Source organism: Pararobbsia alpina, from assembly GCF_965118125.1.
Classification (GTDB): domain Bacteria; phylum Pseudomonadota; class Gammaproteobacteria; order Burkholderiales; family Burkholderiaceae; genus Pararobbsia; species Pararobbsia alpina_A.
The window spans coordinates 185063-201192 of record NZ_OZ221288.1 but is presented as its reverse complement, the minus strand read 5'-3'; the positions used below and the strand labels follow the sequence as shown (position 1 = coordinate 201192).

Genomic DNA, 16130 nt, shown 5'->3' with positions numbered 1-16130 from the left:
TACGAGGGCTTCTATGTCAGCTACCTACCCGCACAGCGATCATGAGCACGATCACGACCATGAAGGCAGCGCACGCGACCTGATCGCGCTGCTCAATGGCGTCGACGAATTCACACATCACGTCTTCCCCGATAACAAAGCCCTGTTCGAAAGTCTCGCGCATAGCCAGTCGCCACACACGTTGTTCGTCACGTGCGCCGACTCGCGCGTGTCGCCCGAAATGATCACGCAGACACAGCCCGGCGAGCTGTTCGTGTGCCGCAACATCGGCAACATCGTACCCGCCTATGGCGAGATGCTCGGCGGTGTGTCGGCGGTCGTCGAATTCGCTGTGATGGCGCTCAACGTCGAACAGATCGTGATCTGCGGACACACCGACTGCGGCGCCATGAAGGGCCTCGCATCGGGTGCTGCCGCCACGGCCGGCATGCCGACGGTGCAAACCTGGCTGCGCAACGCGGAGGCTGCGCGCGGTGTCGTGCTCGCACGCCACGCCGACCAGGACACCCCGCAGGACGCGCTCGTTCAATCGCTCGTCGAAGAGAACGTGCGACTTCAACTGGTCCATCTGCGCACCCATCCGGCCGTCGCCGCACGGATCGCTGAAGGCCGCCTTGCCCTGCAGGGCTGGGTCTACGACATTGGGCATGGCCGCATCTCCGTGCTCGACGACGAAGGCAGCCGCTTCGAGACTCTCGAACAGGCGCGCGAACGCCTGATGAACAAAGCCCGCTCATGATCGTTCCGGGCCGTCCGCGCATCACGCAGATTGCCCGCTATGTCGGGCGTCCGCTTGCCCTGCTGTTCGTCTGGGACGTGTTCGTCACGGTGGTCTATCTGCTCAAGCCCGGCGGGTTCGCTTTCCCTTCCTTGCCGCTCTCGTTGTTCGGCTCGGCGCTGATCATCTACCTGGGGTTTCGCAACGCAACGGCCTACGCGCGCTGGTGGGAAGCGCGCACGCTCTGGGGCGCGATCGTCAATCACTCACGCAGCCTCGCACGTGAAGCCGATCTGCTGCTCGCGAATACGCTCAAGCCACTTCAGCGCACGCTGACGTTGCGCCAGATCGCCTACGTGCACGCGCTGCGATTGCATCTGCGACGCCAGACCCCATGGGGCGAACTCGCAGGGCACCTGGAGGAAGAAGAAATCGAGCGTTTGCATCGCGTGGCCAACGTGCCCAATGCGATCCTGCTGGGCACGGCCGATCTCATCGGCAAGCATGCGGAACTCGACAGCGTGCGCCTCGCAACGATGGAAACGACCCTGCGCGAGCTGACCAATGCGCAAGGCGGCATGGAGCGCATTCGCAACACGCCGTTTCCGGCGCAGTACGCGAGCTACCCGGTTATCTTCACGCAGATCTTCTGTATCCTGCTGCCGCTCGGACTCGTCGACAGCCTGCGCATCTACACGCCGATTGGTTCTACGGGTGTCGGCTTTCTGTTTCTTGCGCTGTTACAGATCGGCAATGATATGGAGCATCCGTTCGCGAACACGGTCAACGATGTGCCGATGAGTGCGCTCACACGAACGATCGAGATTGATTTACGCGATGGGCTCGGCGAAGAGCACGGGCTCTCGCCGGTCCAGCCTGAGAAAGGCGTGCTTTGGTAGAACGGGGCGCTCCTCGGAGGATCGGGAGCGACGCCGGGGTGTGGGTTTACTTCTGGGGATAGGGGTACTTCGAGCGTACGGGGACTCCGGGCAAGATCCCGGAGTGATCCCCGACGTATGAACGGTACTTAGACGCCCTGCGTCGCGATATCCATCGCGAAGTACGTGAGGATCAGATCCGCACCCGCACGCTTGATTGCGCCGAGCGTTTCACGCACGACCTTGTGCTCGTCGATCGCACCCGCGGCGCCGCCGAACTTGATCATCGCGTACTCACCGCTGACCTGATACGCAGCAAGCGGCAAACGCGACGCTTCGCGGATATCGCGAATGATGTCGAGATACGCGCCGGCCGGTTTGACCATCAGCGCATCGGCGCCCTCTTGCTCGTCGAGCAGCGATTCGCGCACGGCTTCGCGCCGGTTCATCGGGTCCATCTGATAGGTCTTGCGATCGCCCTTGAGCGTGGTGCCGCCCGCCTCACGGAACGGACCATAGAGCGACGACGCGAACTTCGTCGAGTACGCGAGGATACCCGTATCGTTGAACCCGGCCGCGTCGAGCGCGTGGCGGATCGCCTGCACCTGTCCGTCCATCGCGGCCGACGGCGCAATGATGTCAGCACCGGCCTGCGCAGCGATCACCGCCTGGCGCCCGATATTCGCGATCGTTTCGTCGTTATGCACAGTGTCGCCGTGCAGCACGCCGCAGTGGCCGTGGTCGGTGTACTCGCAGAAGCACGTATCCGACATGACGACCATTTCGGGCACCGCTTGCTTGGCGATGCGCGACATACGGGCAACCAGTCCGTCCTCGTTCCATGTGTCGCTGCCGACGTCGTCCTTGTGATGCGAAATCCCGAAGGTCATCACCGCGCGAATGCCAGCACGCGCATAGCGTTCGATCTCGCTCGCGAGCTTCGATTCGGGAATCCGGCTCACGCCAGGCATGCTCTTGATTTCAGCGAAGTCCGTGACGTCTTCTTCCACGAAGATCGGCAGGATAAGGTCCTCGACGCGCAGTTCCGTCTCCTGGAACAGCGTGCGCAGCGAGGGAGATTTTCTGAGGCGACGTGGACGAACGAGGGGAAATCCACCAGACATCGGGTGCTCCAATTCTTACTGATCACAAGGGCATGCCGCGAAATAGGCTTCGAATCCATTGAATTCGCGCGGATTCGCGGCTGCGAGACCGGTCAAGAATAGCAGACCTCGCCGGGTCCATCAGGCGATGCAGGGCGAGCCTCGCCTCTCGGGACCAGAAGTTGCTCTACGTCTTTGGAGTCGAACGGCTAGGAGACGGCAATGGGCGACGCGATTGAAATCAATGATTTTGCGCGTTCGGGCAAGCGCGACGGCTATGACTTTACGGTGGCGGCAAAGGGCCGGAATTTACCGGGCTTCATCACATCCGCCGCCCTGACCCAGATGGTCGCGCAGTTCGAATCGAACGGCACGTCAAAGGCATCGGAGGTCCGCGAGGCGATCTCGAGCATCGTTCATGCTCAACTCGAGGCCTTTCCGGACCTCGAGTCGGTCGAAATCAATTCGTTTGCGGCAACCAATTAGGCGGAGCGAGGCACGCGTTGACTACGTTTGCGAGGTTACCGTGACGGTGCCGGGCAAGCGCCGGGCACCGTAAGACTTGGGCTTACTTGCCGCCCACTGCCGCCGCGAGGCCTTCGCGGCGCAGCGTGAACTGCGCAAAAACAAACGACGTCACGGCACACGCTGCAATGCAGATGACCATCGGCTTCGCGGTGCCGTTGGCGACCAGCCCCGACGCCGCCATCACGGCTGCGCCGACGACGAATTGCATCGCACCCATCAGCGCCGATGCGGTCCCCGCGATCTCGCCATGGTGATCGAGCGACAACACGGCGGCCGTCGGCAGCACAAGGCCCAGAAAGCCGTAGCCGATAAACAGGAACACGATCATCACGAGCAGACTGTCGACGCCGCCGATGAACAGCAACGCGACCGCAACCATCGAAACGGCGAAGCCCGTGACCGCAACGCGAATCACGCGCGGCAGGCCATAGCGCTTGGTCAAATGTGCGGTCAGTTGCGTGACGCCGAAGAACGCCGCGGCATTCAGCGCGAAGCACAGGCTGAACATCGTCGGCGTCAGGCCGTAGTGGTTCACGATCACGAACGACGCGTTCGACAAATAGACGAAGAACGCCGAAAGGCCGAACGAACCTGTCAGCGTCAGACCGACGAAGTACGGATCCATCAGCAGCTTGCCGTACGCGGCGAACGCGCCGCCCCACGTGCTATTGGCCCGATGATGCGGCTCACGCGTCTCGTGCAGTTGCCAGATGGCGAGGACGGATGCAATCGCGGCAGCAACGGTCAGTGCCCAGAACACGCCGCGCCATCCGAACACCGAAATGATCATGCTGCCCGTCAGCGGCGCGAGAATCGGCGACACGCTGACCACGAGCATCAGCATTGAAATCAGCTGCGTCGCTTCGTGCCCCGTGTGCATATCGCGCACGATCGCGCGCGGAATCACCATGCCGGCGCACGCGCCAACCGCCTGCACAACGCGGAACGCGATGAGCCACTCCACGGTCGGCGCGAATGCGCAACCGATGCTGCCCAGCGTGAAGATCGCAAGGCCTGCGTAGATCGGGCGCTTGCGCCCCACCATGTCGGCAAGCGGGCCGTAGGCGAGCTGGCAGATACCGATCGTGATGAAGAACGCGGTCAGGCTCATCTGCACGGCCGATGGCGATGCGTTCAACGAGCCACCGATCGAGGGTAATGCCGGGAGATACATATCGATCGCGAACGGACCGACTGCGGTAATCAGGCCCAGCACGATGGCAAGGCGGAGAAAGCGGCGTGTCATGGTTTATTCAAGAAAACGGGGTGCCATCGCGAACGCGGTCCGCGTACGAAAGGGTGTACGGAGATCAAGCGCAAGGGACAGCAATGTGGGTCAACGCGTCAGTGTAATGCAGGCTTCGATCCAGCTTTCGTTACGAAAAAAGGGAACCGATCGAAATCGGCCCGGCGATCGGACCGCAACCCCATCGCAATCGCCTCGCAAGTCCGATGGCACCGACCTTTCGTCGCACCGTGCAACTTCACACAACGCTATGTATAACTGCGACGAACGGTAGGCCTGAATTTCGACAGATCGATGGCAAAGGTCTCTAAAGCCGCGCGTCAGTTCATTCAAGCGTGACCGTGGTCAGAGGCCGTACCGCGTGCGCCCCTTTGGCCTGAGCCCCGAAGTCACGCACGACAATCGCGACCGACGTATCGCTCAAGCGACACAGACACGGAAAAAAGCCCTGCTCCCCATACGGTCTGTCTCGTCACCTGCACGTGCGCCGGATTATTACATTCATCTTTCATTCAAAGCCATCAACCGCTCCCTTGCACTGCACGGAAACGTGCATTGAACAGTACCTTGCATAAAACAATACCGCCTGCTATTGTTCAGCCCATGTTCGGTCGAGCCCAAATGGCATCCAGCTCCATTGCATAACACAGTACCTTGCAATGCAGACCGCTCAACGGGCAAGCATCAATGAAGACACAGCTTAAAAAGGGAACGCTCGATATGTGTGTGCTGGCCGTGCTTGCGCACGGCGACAGCTACGCCTACGAGCTTGTCTCGACGCTTTCGAAAACGATGGAAATCAGCGAAGGCACGATCTATCCGCTGATGCGGCGGCTGCAAACCGAGGCGTGGGTGTCGACCTACCTGGTCGAATCGAGCTCGGGGCCGCCACGCAAGTACTACTCGCTTACGGCTCTAGGTCGCCAGAGTCTCGAAGCGATGCAAGTCGAATGGCGTGAGTTCGTCAATGAAGTCAACGGCGTGCTGGCGCTGGTCAGCACACAGGGCAAGTCAGGGGATCCGCAATGAAGCAGGACGCTTTTATCCAGAAGCTGCGCCAGGAGCTGAGCAGTCTGCCGAAAGCGGCCGTCGACGAAATCGTCGCCGACTACCGTGAGTACATCGGCGACGCCATCGCCGCGGGCCGCGACGAAGAAGAAGTCGTCGCCGCACTCGGCGACCCGGCCAAGCTGGCGCGCGAACTCAAGGCCCAGGCGAGCTATCGCCAGTGGGAAAGCCACCGTTCGTTCAGCAACCTCGCTCGCGTGATCATGTCGATCGCGGGGCTTGGCCTGCTGAACATGCTGCTGCTGATCCCCTTCATGATCTATCTGTCGCTGCTGACCGCCGGCTATGCGATGTCGATCGGGTTGATTATCGCGGGCCTCGTCGCGGTCGCTACGCTCGGCAGCCATCGCGTGTTCGGCTGGCCCGCGACCGACGCCCTGCCCTTCGATATGCAGATCCTGTCGAACTCGCATGACGCGAGCGACGAAGCATCGGATGCAAAGGAAGCCGCTGACGACGCCAAGGAGGCCGCGCAAGACGCCAAGGAAGCGGCCAACGACGCAGGCGACGAAGCAAGAGACGCAGCAAGCGAAGCGGCCGCCGAGGCCAAGGGCGACGTCGCCATGCTCACAGCGGGGACGGCATCGAAGCAGGCATCGGCAGGCGCAGCGGCCAGTGCTTCGCAACCGGCTTCATCCACGATGTCGGCGGCATCGTCTGCCTCTTCAGCACCTTCGACACCTTCGACACCTTCAGCGTCTTCGGCATCTTCGGCATCCGGGTCCGTCGATTCGAAAGAGCCACCCGTGCTCGCCAACCTCAAGGACATGAAGATCGTCGGCGACTCGTTCCAGTTCAATATGGTCGGGAGCGCACACCTCGCGCTCGTGACGACGGCCGGGTCGGTGACGATTCACACCAATGACAACGGCGGGCTGCGGATCATCGCGTCGAACGACGCCGTGCAGAATCAGCTCACGGTCACGAACGGTCATACAGTCAGCGTAAAGCGCAAGGACATCGTCACGATGTCGCTGCACGACGACGACTCCCGCGTCTCGATGGCCCATGACCCCACACACGGCGGGCGTCTGCTGTGGGATGTGCGATCGGGCGACGACCACGTGTCGTTCATCCAGAACGAACACGGCGAACCGACGCACGTCGCCATTCAGAACGGCACAGGGTCCGTCGTGCTCAACGGCCACGAACTCAAGATCGACGACGGCAACGATCACCTGCGTTTCCGGGTCCGCCCCGGCGCGTCGGTCGCCAGCACCGGACTCGCCTACGGCATCGCCTCGCTGCTCGGCGGCATCGTCGGCCTGCTCTTGTGTGTATGGCTCACTCGCTGGACCTGGCGAAGTCTTGTGCGCTACGCCAAACGCCAGGTCGATGTCATCACCATGCGACTCGAAGGCAACGAGATGTAACGCTTTCACTCGCCCCGAATAACTTCCCTGGATTCGCTGTTTACGGTGCATGTCGACTGCACCGGGGCAGCGCTCACCCCAACGAATGTGTTTGTTGTTGTGCTAACCGCAAACAGGAACGAATCATGAAACTCGAATATCCGGCTCAAGCCCTCAAGCGCAATACGCGTGACTCGGTGCACGATGCCATCGAACGTGACGGACGCACGGTCTCCGCCGGCCGCGTCGTGCACTGGCTTGTTGCAGGCATGCGCGCCGTGCTCGCCCAACCCACGCTCTGGATGTGTGTGTCTGCGCTGTGCGCGTGCTTGCTGATGCTGTTCAAGGCGCTGCCGCTGCTGCGCCCGCTGGTTGCACTCGCCGCGCCGCTGATCGCGGGCGGGCTGATTTATGCGCAGGACCGTATCGCGCAGGGCGAACCTGCATCGATCGGCGAAGTGGTCAGCGCCGTGGGTGCAAAGTCGAACGCGCTGCTGGCCATCGGCCTGATGAGCGGCGCCGTTGTCGCGATCGGCTACGTGGTGATGATCGCGGCGATGAACCTGTCGCTGCTCGCGTCGATCATGACGACGGGCGTGCGCTCGGTGTCGATCAGCTACGGTGGCGATGCGGGGATGCGCGGCGCAATCGAGTCGCTCGTGAGCGCACCGATCTTCACGATTGCGATCGGCGCCGCGTGGTTCGCCCCCGCACTCGTCATGCTTCACGACGTTGCGCCGCTCGAGGCCATGATGGCCAGCCTCAATGGCGCGGCACGCAACTGGGGCGCAGCTGCATTCTTCGTGGTGCTGCTCGTCGGCGCGTGCCTGGTCGCACCGGCACTGCCCCTGTTCGTCAGCGCGCTGATTCTGACGCCTCTGATGCTGTTGTCAATCTACGGCGCATACCGCGACGTGTTTCTGAAGTGAAATGCGGCGGCGAGAGCCGCAACGGTATGAGGGACTAGCGCTACGGGTTCGTCGAATCGGCTGTAACATGCTGGCCCATATGGACCAGACACGCGTACTTTCGATTTTTCTGAGCGTTGCGCGCACGCGCAGCTTCACGCATGCGGCGCAAGCGGTCGGGCTCACGCCTCCGGCCGTGAGCCGCGCGATCGCCCAACTCGAAGCGCATCTCGGCGTGCGACTGGTGAACCGCAGCACACGCAAAGTGAGCCTGACCGACGAAGGCGCACAACTCTTCGAGCTGGCTGATGCCGGTCTGCGCCTGCTCGATGAGGCGATGGACCAGACGCGCTACAGCCGGCAGGAAGTCGCCGGCGTGATCCGGCTGGCCGCCTCGAATTCGTTCGGCAGCCGCCAGCTGATTCCGATGCTGAAGCGATTTCAGGCGCAGTACCCCGACGTGCACTTCGACGTGCTGCTCGAAGATCAGCTGACCGACATGATCACGGCGAAGATCGACGTGGGTTTCCGCTCCGGCAACGAGCCGGCCGAAAGCCTGATCGCACGCCTGCTTGCACCGATTCGCATGGAGATCTGCGCGTCGCCCGACTACCTGCGCGAGCACGGCACGCCGCGCAATATCGATGAGCTGCTGCGTCACCGGTGCACCGGCTATCGGCACCCGGGCACGGGCCGGGTCCTGCCCTGGATGCTGCAGATCGATGGCGAGTTCGTTCATCAGGACGTGCCCGCCGTCGTGACGTTGAACCAGGTCGAGGCCGAGCTGCGTGCGATTCGTGACGGCATCGGCATCGGGCAGATGCCGGACTACATGATCGCCGAAGACATCGCCGCCGGCACGATCGTCACGATCCTCGACGACTACGCGACCGATTCGATGGGCCTCTACATGTATTACGCGCAGCGCAAGCAATTGCCCGTGCGGGTGCGGCGCTTTATCGACTTCGTCATGAGCGAGGTCGAAAGCGGCTGGCTGCAACCTGACGGCGCGAAGGCCGGCGTGTCGGACTGAAAGGACTGAGTCGACTCACCCGTCCGCTCCAGGCTCACTCGTCTCATCCGCCTTGCCTGCATTGCCTGCATTGCCCGCATTGCCTGCATTGCCCGCATCGCGCGACTCGCCGGTCCGACCCGACCGGATGTGGCCGGGCATGTCCGTGCAGATCCGGCATTTGTGAGCACCGCTTCATACTGTGTTTCGCCGGGGATCATTGCGGCCCCGGAACCGCGTGCCGATAATTTTCCGCTTGGCGCTCGCGCGCTACTCCCCTTCCGAGTTCAAACAACAGGAGTTGCCTGATGGAATTCACCAAGCTGGGACGCACTGGCGTCGAAGTCTCGCGGATTTGCCTCGGCTGCATGAGCTACGGTGCCCCGGATCGCGGCACGCATGCGTGGACGCTCGACGAAGACAAGTCGCGCCCGTTCATCAAAAAGGCACTCGATCTCGGCATCAACTTCTTCGACACGGCGAACGTCTATTCGGCCGGCACGAGCGAGGAAATCGTCGGCCGCGCGCTCACGGAGTACGCAAAGCGCGATGAAATCGTGCTGGCGACCAAGGTGCACGGCCGCATGCATGAAGGGCCCAACGGCGCCGGCCTGTCGCGCAAGGCCATCATGTCGGAAATCGACGCCAGCCTGCGCCGCCTCGGCACCGACTACGTCGACCTCTATCAGATCCATCGCTGGGATTACACGACCCCGATCGAAGAAACGATGGAAGCGCTGCACGACCTGGTCAAGGCCGGCAAGGTCCGCTATATCGGCGCGTCGTCGATGTACGCATGGCAGTTCGCCAAGGCGCTGCACGTGGCGGAGCGCCATAACTGGACGCGCTTTGTGACCATGCAGAACTACGTGAACCTGCTCTATCGCGAAGAAGAGCGCGAGATGCTGCCGCTGTGCGAGGCCGAGGGCGTCGGCGTGATTCCGTGGAGCCCGCTCGCTCGCGGCCGCCTGACGCGCGACTGGGATGCACACAGCGCGCGCGCCGAAACCGATGAATTCGGCAAGTCGCTGTACGCGCATACGGCCGATGCGGACCGCCAGGTCGTTGAAGCGGTGGCCGAGGTGGCCAAGCAGCGCGGCATTCCGCGTGCGCAAGTGGCGCTTGCCTGGGTCTTGCAGAAGTCCGCCATCACCGCGCCGATCGTCGGTGCCACCAAAACCGAGCACCTCGACGACGCGGTTGCGGCCTTGTCGGTCAAGCTCACGGCCGACGAGATCGACAAGCTCGAGTCGCGCTACATCCCGCACGCGATCGCGGGTTTCAAGTAAATCGTCTGAGGGATCATCGGACATCGCTAAGGGTGTGGCCCATTTGTTGGGCCGCTTTAATTAGCAGCCTCATGCAACACCCTTGGGCAGCCCCCTTGAACAGCCCCCCTTGAACAGCCCCCCTTAAGCAGCCTCTTTAAGCAGCCCCAGTTAACGCCACCGTCAGGTGGCGTTATCCTTTTGGGGCCTGATGCGTGTCAGGGTAATACTTTTGACACTTCCCGTCGTGATACTGAAACGCTCGGCGCATTGCGCGCACGCAGCCCGGCCAGTCCGGTGCATCCCGCCCCCACAGGAGAAGCCCGATGAGCGAGCAAGACCTTCACCCGAACGAAGACGCGGCCGAAGCCCGGCGCCGCCGCATGGAAGAGGAACTCATCGACAGCTACGATGAAGAGCTCGAGATGGAAATCGACGACCGCGTCCTGAGCGCCGACGCGCTCGACGACGAGTCCCGCATCTTCCGCAAGACGTACTTCAAGGAGCTGTTCCGCCTGCAAGGCGAGCTCGTCAAGCTGCAGGACTGGGTTGTGGCCACCGGCCACCGGATGGTCGTGCTGTTCGAAGGCCGCGATGCGGCCGGCAAGGGCGGTGCGATCAAGCGCATTACCCAGCGCCTGAACCCGCGCGTCTGTCGTGTCGCCGCCCTGCCCGCACCGAACAATCGCGAGCGCACCCAGTGGTACTTCCAGCGCTATTCGGCGCATCTCCCGGCAGCCGGCGAAATCGTGCTGTTCGACCGCAGCTGGTATAACCGCGCGGGCGTCGAACGCGTGATGGGCTTCTGCACGGACGACGAGTACGAAGAGTTCTTCCGCTCAGTGCCCGAGTTCGAAAAGATGCTCGTGCGAAGCGGCATCCAGATCATCAAGTACTGGTTCTCGATTACCGATCAGGAACAGGAAGTCCGTTTCCACAGCCGGATCGAAGACCCGCTCAAGCAGTGGAAGCTGAGCCCGATGGACCTCGAAAGCCGTCGCCGCTGGGAGCTTTACACGCAGGCGAAGGAAGTCATGCTCCAGCGCTCGCATATCCCCGAAGCACCGTGGTGGGTCGTGCAGGCCGTCGACAAGAAGCGCGCGCGTCTCAATTGCATCAACCACTTGCTGACACAGGTGCCGTACCACGAAGTCGAGCACACGCCGATCCATCTGCCGCCGCGCGAGCATCACAAGGACTACCTGCGCCAGCCGGTGCCGGAATCGATGTACGTGCCGGATATTTACTGATATCGCGTGTCGGGCACGGTCGTGCCTGAAGCACAACGGCCTGTGAAGACGCTGACGTCTTCACAGGCCGTTTTTCCATCTGCACGCGCATCTACACGTACATCTACACGTACATCTACACGTACATCTGCACGTACGACAGGTACGTTTCAAACGTAACCAGTTCAGGTGCGCTTTCCCTTCTTTACGGCCGATCCGTGCGCATGCGCCGGCGCTTTGTCACCATGGCGCTCAGTCGACTCGACTCAGGTCACGTTTCGAGCTGACGCCCGACCGGCAACTTGCGCAGGCGCTTGCCCGTCGCCGCAAAAATCGCATTCGACAGTGCTGCAGCCGTTGCCGCAGTCCCCGGCTCGCCGATCCCGCCCGGCGCTTCGGTGCTCGCTACGAGATGCAGCTCGACCGGCGGCGCCTCGTTCATCCGCAGGATCCGGTAGTCGGTGAAGTTCGACTGCTCGACACGACCGTTCTTGAGCGTGATCTCACTGAACAACGCGGCCGAAATGCCGAAGATGATGCCGCCTTCGATCTGCGCTTCGATCGTCTTCGGGTTCACGACGTAGCCGCAATCGACGGCGCACACGGCGCGATCGACCTTGACCTGGCCATCGACGACGGTCACTTCCATGACGATGCTGAAAAAGCTGCCGAACGCATTCATCACCGAAATGCCGCGACCCTGATTGCTCTTGAGCGGCTGGCCCCAATGACCCGCCTTCGCCGCGACGTTCAGCACATTGAGTGCGCGCGGCGACTTCGTGAGCAGGCTGCGCCGGTATTCGACGGGATCGGCCTTGGCCTCATGCGCGAGCTCGTCGACAAAGCTCTCGACGACGAACGTGCTGCGCGTCGGCCCCACGCCGCGCCAGAATGCGGTCGGCACCGAGCGCGGTTCCTGACGCACATAGTCCACCAGCTGATTCGGCAAGTCGTACGGCAGGTTCGACGCGACCTCGACCGCATCCGGGTCGACGCCGTTCTGATAGGCAGGCGGTGCAAAGCGCGCAAGGATCGATGACCCGACGATACGGTGTTTCCACGCGACGGGCTTGTGGTTGGCGTCGAGGCCCGCCGAGATGCGGTCGTAGTAGTACGGCCGATACATATCGTGCTGGACGTCTTCCTCGCGCGTGTAGATCACCTTGACCGGCCCGTTGACCTGCTTGGCGATCTTGACCGCCTGGCCGACGCCGTCGACTTCGAGCCGGCGCCCGAATCCGCCGCCGATCAGGAAGTTGTGCAGGGTGATCTTGTCGGCCGGCAAGCCGGTGACTTGCGCCGCCATATCGACGGCACGTGTCGGCACCTGCGTGCCGACCCAGATCTCGCAGCTATCGGGCTTGACCCAGACCGTGCAGTTCATCGGCTCCATCGTCGCGTGCGCCAGAAACGGCTGTTCGTAGACGACGTCGACCGTTTGCGCGGCTTGCGAGAAGGCCTTGGTGACGTCGCCTTCCTTGCGTGCCACGCCGCCCGAGCGCTGCGATGCGCGGGCCAGATCGGCGACCAGATCCTGGGTCGACACCGTGCCGTGCTCGCCTTCGTGCCATTCGATCTTGAGCGCTGATGCACCGGCCTTGGCGGCCCACGTGTGCACGCCGATCACGGCGACAGCATTGTCGATACGCACGACCTGTTTGACGCCGGGGGTCTTGAGTGCGACGCTGTCATCGACGCTGACGACCGTGCCGCCCAGCACGGGGCTGTTGACGATGGCCGCGTAGACCATGTCGGGCAGACGTACGTCCATGCCGAACTGTGCGCGTCCGTCGACCTTTTCGTGCGAATCAATGCGGTTGGTCGGCTTGCCGACAAGCTTGAAGTCCTTCGGGTCCTTGATCGGGACGTTCGGGGGCACAGGTAGTTTTGCCGCTGCGTCGACAAGATCGCCGTACGCGGCCTTGCGTCCGCTTGCCGCATGGACGACCGCGCCGGCTTCCGCATGGCAGGTCGACGGATCGACGCTCCACTGCTGCGCGGCGGCGGTGATCAACATCACGCGGGCGGTCGCACCGGCCTGACGCAGCGGTTTCCATGCATAGCGAATCGAGGTCGAGCCACCCGTGAGCTGACCGCCGAGCAGCGGATCGCCGTACAGCTTCGCATCGGGCGGCGCATGCTCGATGCGAACGGTATCGAGCGGCACTTCAAGTTCTTCGGCCAGCAGCATCGGGATCGACGTGTACACGCCCTGACCCATTTCGACCTTGGGGATGACAAGCGAGACAACCCCTGCCTTGTCGATGCGCACGAACGCGTTCGGCGCGAGCAGGTCGGCCGACGGCGCGATCTCGCCGTCGCCGGCGATCACGGCATCCGGGTCGGGTGTGCCCGTGGCAGGTGTGGCTGCACTTGCTTGCTCATCGGCCTTGGCCGGCAGGCCAAAACCAATCAGCATGCCCCCACCGGTGGCGAGACCGACGGTCAGGCCGAACTTGAGAAATGCGCGGCGTCCCGAATGAGGCGTATCGCTCGCCAACACTGAACCGTGCATGGGGTTCATCGCCGCCGAAGCGTTGCCGTCAGTGGCCGTTATCGTCGCGTCGTGGGCTACGTCGATCGAAGACGCAGTCGCGCCATCGCGTTCGCCGATGCGGGCATCAAGAAGACCTTGTGACATGCTCAGGCCTCCTTCGCTGCTTGTTTGATCGCCGCGCGGATGCGGTTGTACGTGCCACAGCGACAGATATTGCCCGACATGGCCGCGTCGATATCCGCGTCAGTCGGATGCGGGTTGCTCGCCACAAGCGCCGTCGCCGACATGATCTGCCCCGATTGACAGTACCCGCATTGCACAACGTCGATATCGACCCAGGCCTTTTGTACCTTTTTGCCGGCCGGCGTATCGCCGACGGCTTCGATCGTCGTGATCTTGCGGTTGCCTATTGCAACAACCGGCGTCACGCACGACCGGACGGGCTGCCCGTCGAGATGGACCGTGCAGGCGCCGCATTGCGCAATCCCGCAACCAAACTTCGTCCCCGTCAGGCCCACCACATCGCGCAACACCCAGAGCAGAGGCATTTCCGGGGGTACGTCGACGTCGTGGCTTTGTCCATTGATTGTGAGGGTGGTCATGACCGCTCCGCGCGTTGGTATATGACTTGCAACAAGCCCGCGACGGCAAAGGATTCCGTACCCGGGCCAATTGCAGATCTATATACAGCAAAACGGAAAAAGCGTCCTATGTAGACCGGGCGGCGGACGGTCGAGTGGCAGACCGTCGGGCGGCACACTCACCTCGAAGCGGTCAGCGTGCTGCCTTCCCGCCCTCCGCCGCACTCGGTGACGCCTCCGGTTCCATATGCGACCCGTCGAGCGAGCGAATCTCGCGCAGCGCTGGAAACAGGCGCATCCAGAGCAGCGTGACGACTAACGTGCCGACGCCGCCGATCACGGCGGCAGGCACCACACCAAACCATGCAGCCGTCGTGCCCGATTCGAATTCCCCAAGCTGGTTGGACGTGCCGATAAACAGCATGTTGACCGCGCTGACCCGGCCCAGCATTTCGTCGGGCGTCATGAGTTGCACGAGCGTGGAGCGCACGACCACGCTGACCGAATCGGCCGCGCCCAGCGCAAAGAGTGCCACCAGTGACAACGGCAACCACGACGACAGCGCGAACACGACTGTCGCGCCGCCGAAGACGAACAAGGCGCCGAACAGGATGCGCCCGATAGGCCCTGACAGCGGCCGATGAGCGAGCACGAGCGACATCGTCACCGCGCCGACGGCGGGTGCCGAGCGCAAGACGCCGAGGCCCCACGGTCCCGTGTGCAGGATGTCTTTGGCGTAGATGGGCAGCAAAGCCGTCGCGCCGCCGAGCAGCACCGCAAACAGATCGAGCGAAATCGTGCCCAGCATGACCGGCTGGCGGCGGATGAAATGAATGCCCGAGAACACCGATTTCAGCGTCACCGGTTCGCGCGATGCCGGCCGCGCCACAAGCTTGAGGCTCGCCATGACACAGGCGCCTGCAAAAAACGCGATCCCCACGACCAGGAACGGCAGCGTCGGATTTACCGCGTAGAGCACGCCGCCCAACGCCGGCCCGAGGATCTGCGCAGTCTGGTTCGTTGACGCGGACAACGCCGTGGCACGCTGCAGATGGTCGCGCGAGACGAGCGCAGGCAGGAGCGTCGCACTCGTGGGCGACTCGAAGGCCCGCGCCGCAGCGCCGATCACGACCAGCACGTAGATCATCTCTCGCGTGATCCAGCCGCCGAACACGCCGAATGCAAGCAACAGCGCCGCAAGACTCTCGATGGCCATGCACAGCGCGACGATCTTGCGACGGTCATAGCGATCGGCGATCTGCCCGACAAACAGCGTGAGGCACACCATCGGAAGAAACTGCGCGAGTCCGATCAGGCCAAGATCGAAGGCGCTGCCCGTCAGGTGATAAATCTGCCAGCCGACCGCGACGGCAAGCATCTGAAACGACATCGACGACGCACCGCGTGCAAACAGGAAGCGGACGAACCGCGCGGCAAACTCGGCGGGGATGCCGAACAAGGGACGGGACGCTCGATACTCACTCACTGCGCCTTCACCTCGATGCGAACGTCACCACACATGACGACCTGCCCTGCGCGGATCTTGGCCGTCTTGCGCGTCTCGACCTTGCGATCGACTTTCACGAGGCCTTCAGCGACGAGCATCTTGCCCGCGCCACCGCTGTCGCAGAGGCCGACCAGCTTCAGCAACTGGTTGACTTCGACGTATTCGCCTTCCAGCGTAAATTCGACGTTCGGCATGGATACCCTCACATTTTTTCGGACCGCAAGTGTAGCCGAGC

Annotated in this window: 15 protein-coding genes; 9 read left to right on the top strand and 6 right to left on the bottom strand. The window is 62.6% G+C overall.

Going from position 1 to position 16130, the window contains the following annotated elements:
* Nucleotides 1–13: 13 nt before the first annotated feature.
* Both ACMFWR_RS19395 and ACMFWR_RS19390 read left to right on the top strand, forming a co-directional pair.
* A complete protein-coding gene (locus ACMFWR_RS19395; protein ID WP_413196320.1) occupies nucleotides 14–739 on the top strand; it encodes a carbonic anhydrase in 726 nt (241 codons plus the stop codon).
* Nucleotides 736–1617 carry a bestrophin family protein gene (locus tag ACMFWR_RS19390; RefSeq protein WP_413196319.1) on the top strand — a complete coding sequence of 294 codons (882 nt, stop codon included), beginning with the start codon at nucleotides 736–738 and terminating at the stop codon, nucleotides 1615–1617. The genes ACMFWR_RS19395 and ACMFWR_RS19390 overlap by 4 nt, the downstream gene beginning before the upstream one ends.
* 128 nt (nucleotides 1618–1745) lie before the next feature.
* On the opposite strand, the gene hemB is transcribed toward ACMFWR_RS19390, so the two are convergent.
* Complete coding sequence (gene hemB, locus ACMFWR_RS19385; RefSeq protein ID WP_413196318.1) at nucleotides 1746–2720, bottom strand: porphobilinogen synthase; 975 nt, start codon at nucleotides 2718–2720, stop codon at nucleotides 1746–1748.
* Nucleotides 2721–2921: 201 nt separating this feature from the next.
* On the opposite strand from hemB, the gene ACMFWR_RS19380 reads away from it, so the two are divergent.
* Nucleotides 2922–3185, top strand: coding sequence for a hypothetical protein (locus ACMFWR_RS19380; protein ID WP_413196317.1), 264 nt, complete (start codon nucleotides 2922–2924; stop codon nucleotides 3183–3185).
* 82 nt (nucleotides 3186–3267) lie between these two features.
* Here the strand turns inward: ACMFWR_RS19380 and ACMFWR_RS19375 are convergent, their stop codons facing one another.
* Complete coding sequence (locus ACMFWR_RS19375; RefSeq protein ID WP_413196316.1) at nucleotides 3268–4473, bottom strand: multidrug effflux MFS transporter; 1206 nt, start codon at nucleotides 4471–4473, stop codon at nucleotides 3268–3270.
* A 687-nt stretch (nucleotides 4474–5160) separates the two neighbouring features.
* Between ACMFWR_RS19375 and ACMFWR_RS19370 the strand changes: the two genes are divergently transcribed.
* From ACMFWR_RS19370 to ppk2, 6 genes are all read left to right on the top strand, one after another.
* Nucleotides 5161–5502: a PadR family transcriptional regulator gene (locus ACMFWR_RS19370; RefSeq protein ID WP_413196315.1), complete on the top strand. Its 342-nt coding sequence runs from the start codon at nucleotides 5161–5163 to the stop codon at nucleotides 5500–5502.
* Complete coding sequence (locus tag ACMFWR_RS19365) at nucleotides 5499–6914, top strand: DUF1700 domain-containing protein (protein WP_413196314.1); 1416 nt, start codon at nucleotides 5499–5501, stop codon at nucleotides 6912–6914. Before ACMFWR_RS19370 ends, ACMFWR_RS19365 begins: the two co-directional genes overlap by 4 nt.
* Before the next feature lie 125 nt (nucleotides 6915–7039).
* Complete coding sequence (locus ACMFWR_RS19360; protein WP_413196313.1) at nucleotides 7040–7822, top strand: BPSS1780 family membrane protein; 783 nt, start codon at nucleotides 7040–7042, stop codon at nucleotides 7820–7822.
* 67 nt (nucleotides 7823–7889) lie between these two features.
* Nucleotides 7890–8834: a LysR family transcriptional regulator gene (locus ACMFWR_RS19355; RefSeq protein WP_413196312.1), complete on the top strand. Its 945-nt coding sequence runs from the start codon at nucleotides 7890–7892 to the stop codon at nucleotides 8832–8834.
* A 287-nt stretch (nucleotides 8835–9121) separates the two neighbouring features.
* The gene (locus ACMFWR_RS19350; protein WP_413196311.1) at nucleotides 9122–10102 is read left to right on the top strand and encodes an aldo/keto reductase; all 981 of its coding nucleotides are present in this window, start codon (nucleotides 9122–9124) and stop codon (nucleotides 10100–10102) included.
* A gap of 305 nt (nucleotides 10103–10407) precedes the next feature.
* The gene (gene ppk2 / locus ACMFWR_RS19345) at nucleotides 10408–11331 is read left to right on the top strand and encodes a polyphosphate kinase 2 (protein ID WP_413196310.1); all 924 of its coding nucleotides are present in this window, start codon (nucleotides 10408–10410) and stop codon (nucleotides 11329–11331) included.
* A gap of 250 nt (nucleotides 11332–11581) precedes the next feature.
* Here the strand turns inward: ppk2 and ACMFWR_RS19340 are convergent, their stop codons facing one another.
* The 4 genes from ACMFWR_RS19340 to ACMFWR_RS19325 form a co-directional block, all read right to left on the bottom strand.
* Nucleotides 11582–13825: a molybdopterin cofactor-binding domain-containing protein gene (locus ACMFWR_RS19340; protein WP_413197288.1), complete on the bottom strand. Its 2244-nt coding sequence runs from the start codon at nucleotides 13823–13825 to the stop codon at nucleotides 11582–11584.
* A gap of 128 nt (nucleotides 13826–13953) precedes the next feature.
* Nucleotides 13954–14409, bottom strand: a complete 456-nt coding sequence (locus ACMFWR_RS19335) for a (2Fe-2S)-binding protein (RefSeq protein WP_413196309.1) — start codon at nucleotides 14407–14409, stop codon at nucleotides 13954–13956.
* Between the two features lie 172 nt (nucleotides 14410–14581).
* The gene (locus tag ACMFWR_RS19330; protein ID WP_413196308.1) at nucleotides 14582–15874 is read right to left on the bottom strand and encodes an MFS transporter; all 1293 of its coding nucleotides are present in this window, start codon (nucleotides 15872–15874) and stop codon (nucleotides 14582–14584) included.
* A complete protein-coding gene (locus ACMFWR_RS19325; protein WP_413196307.1) occupies nucleotides 15871–16089 on the bottom strand; it encodes an RNA-binding S4 domain-containing protein in 219 nt (72 codons plus the stop codon). Before ACMFWR_RS19325 ends, ACMFWR_RS19330 begins: the two co-directional genes overlap by 4 nt.
* Nucleotides 16090–16130: the final 41 nt, after the last annotated feature.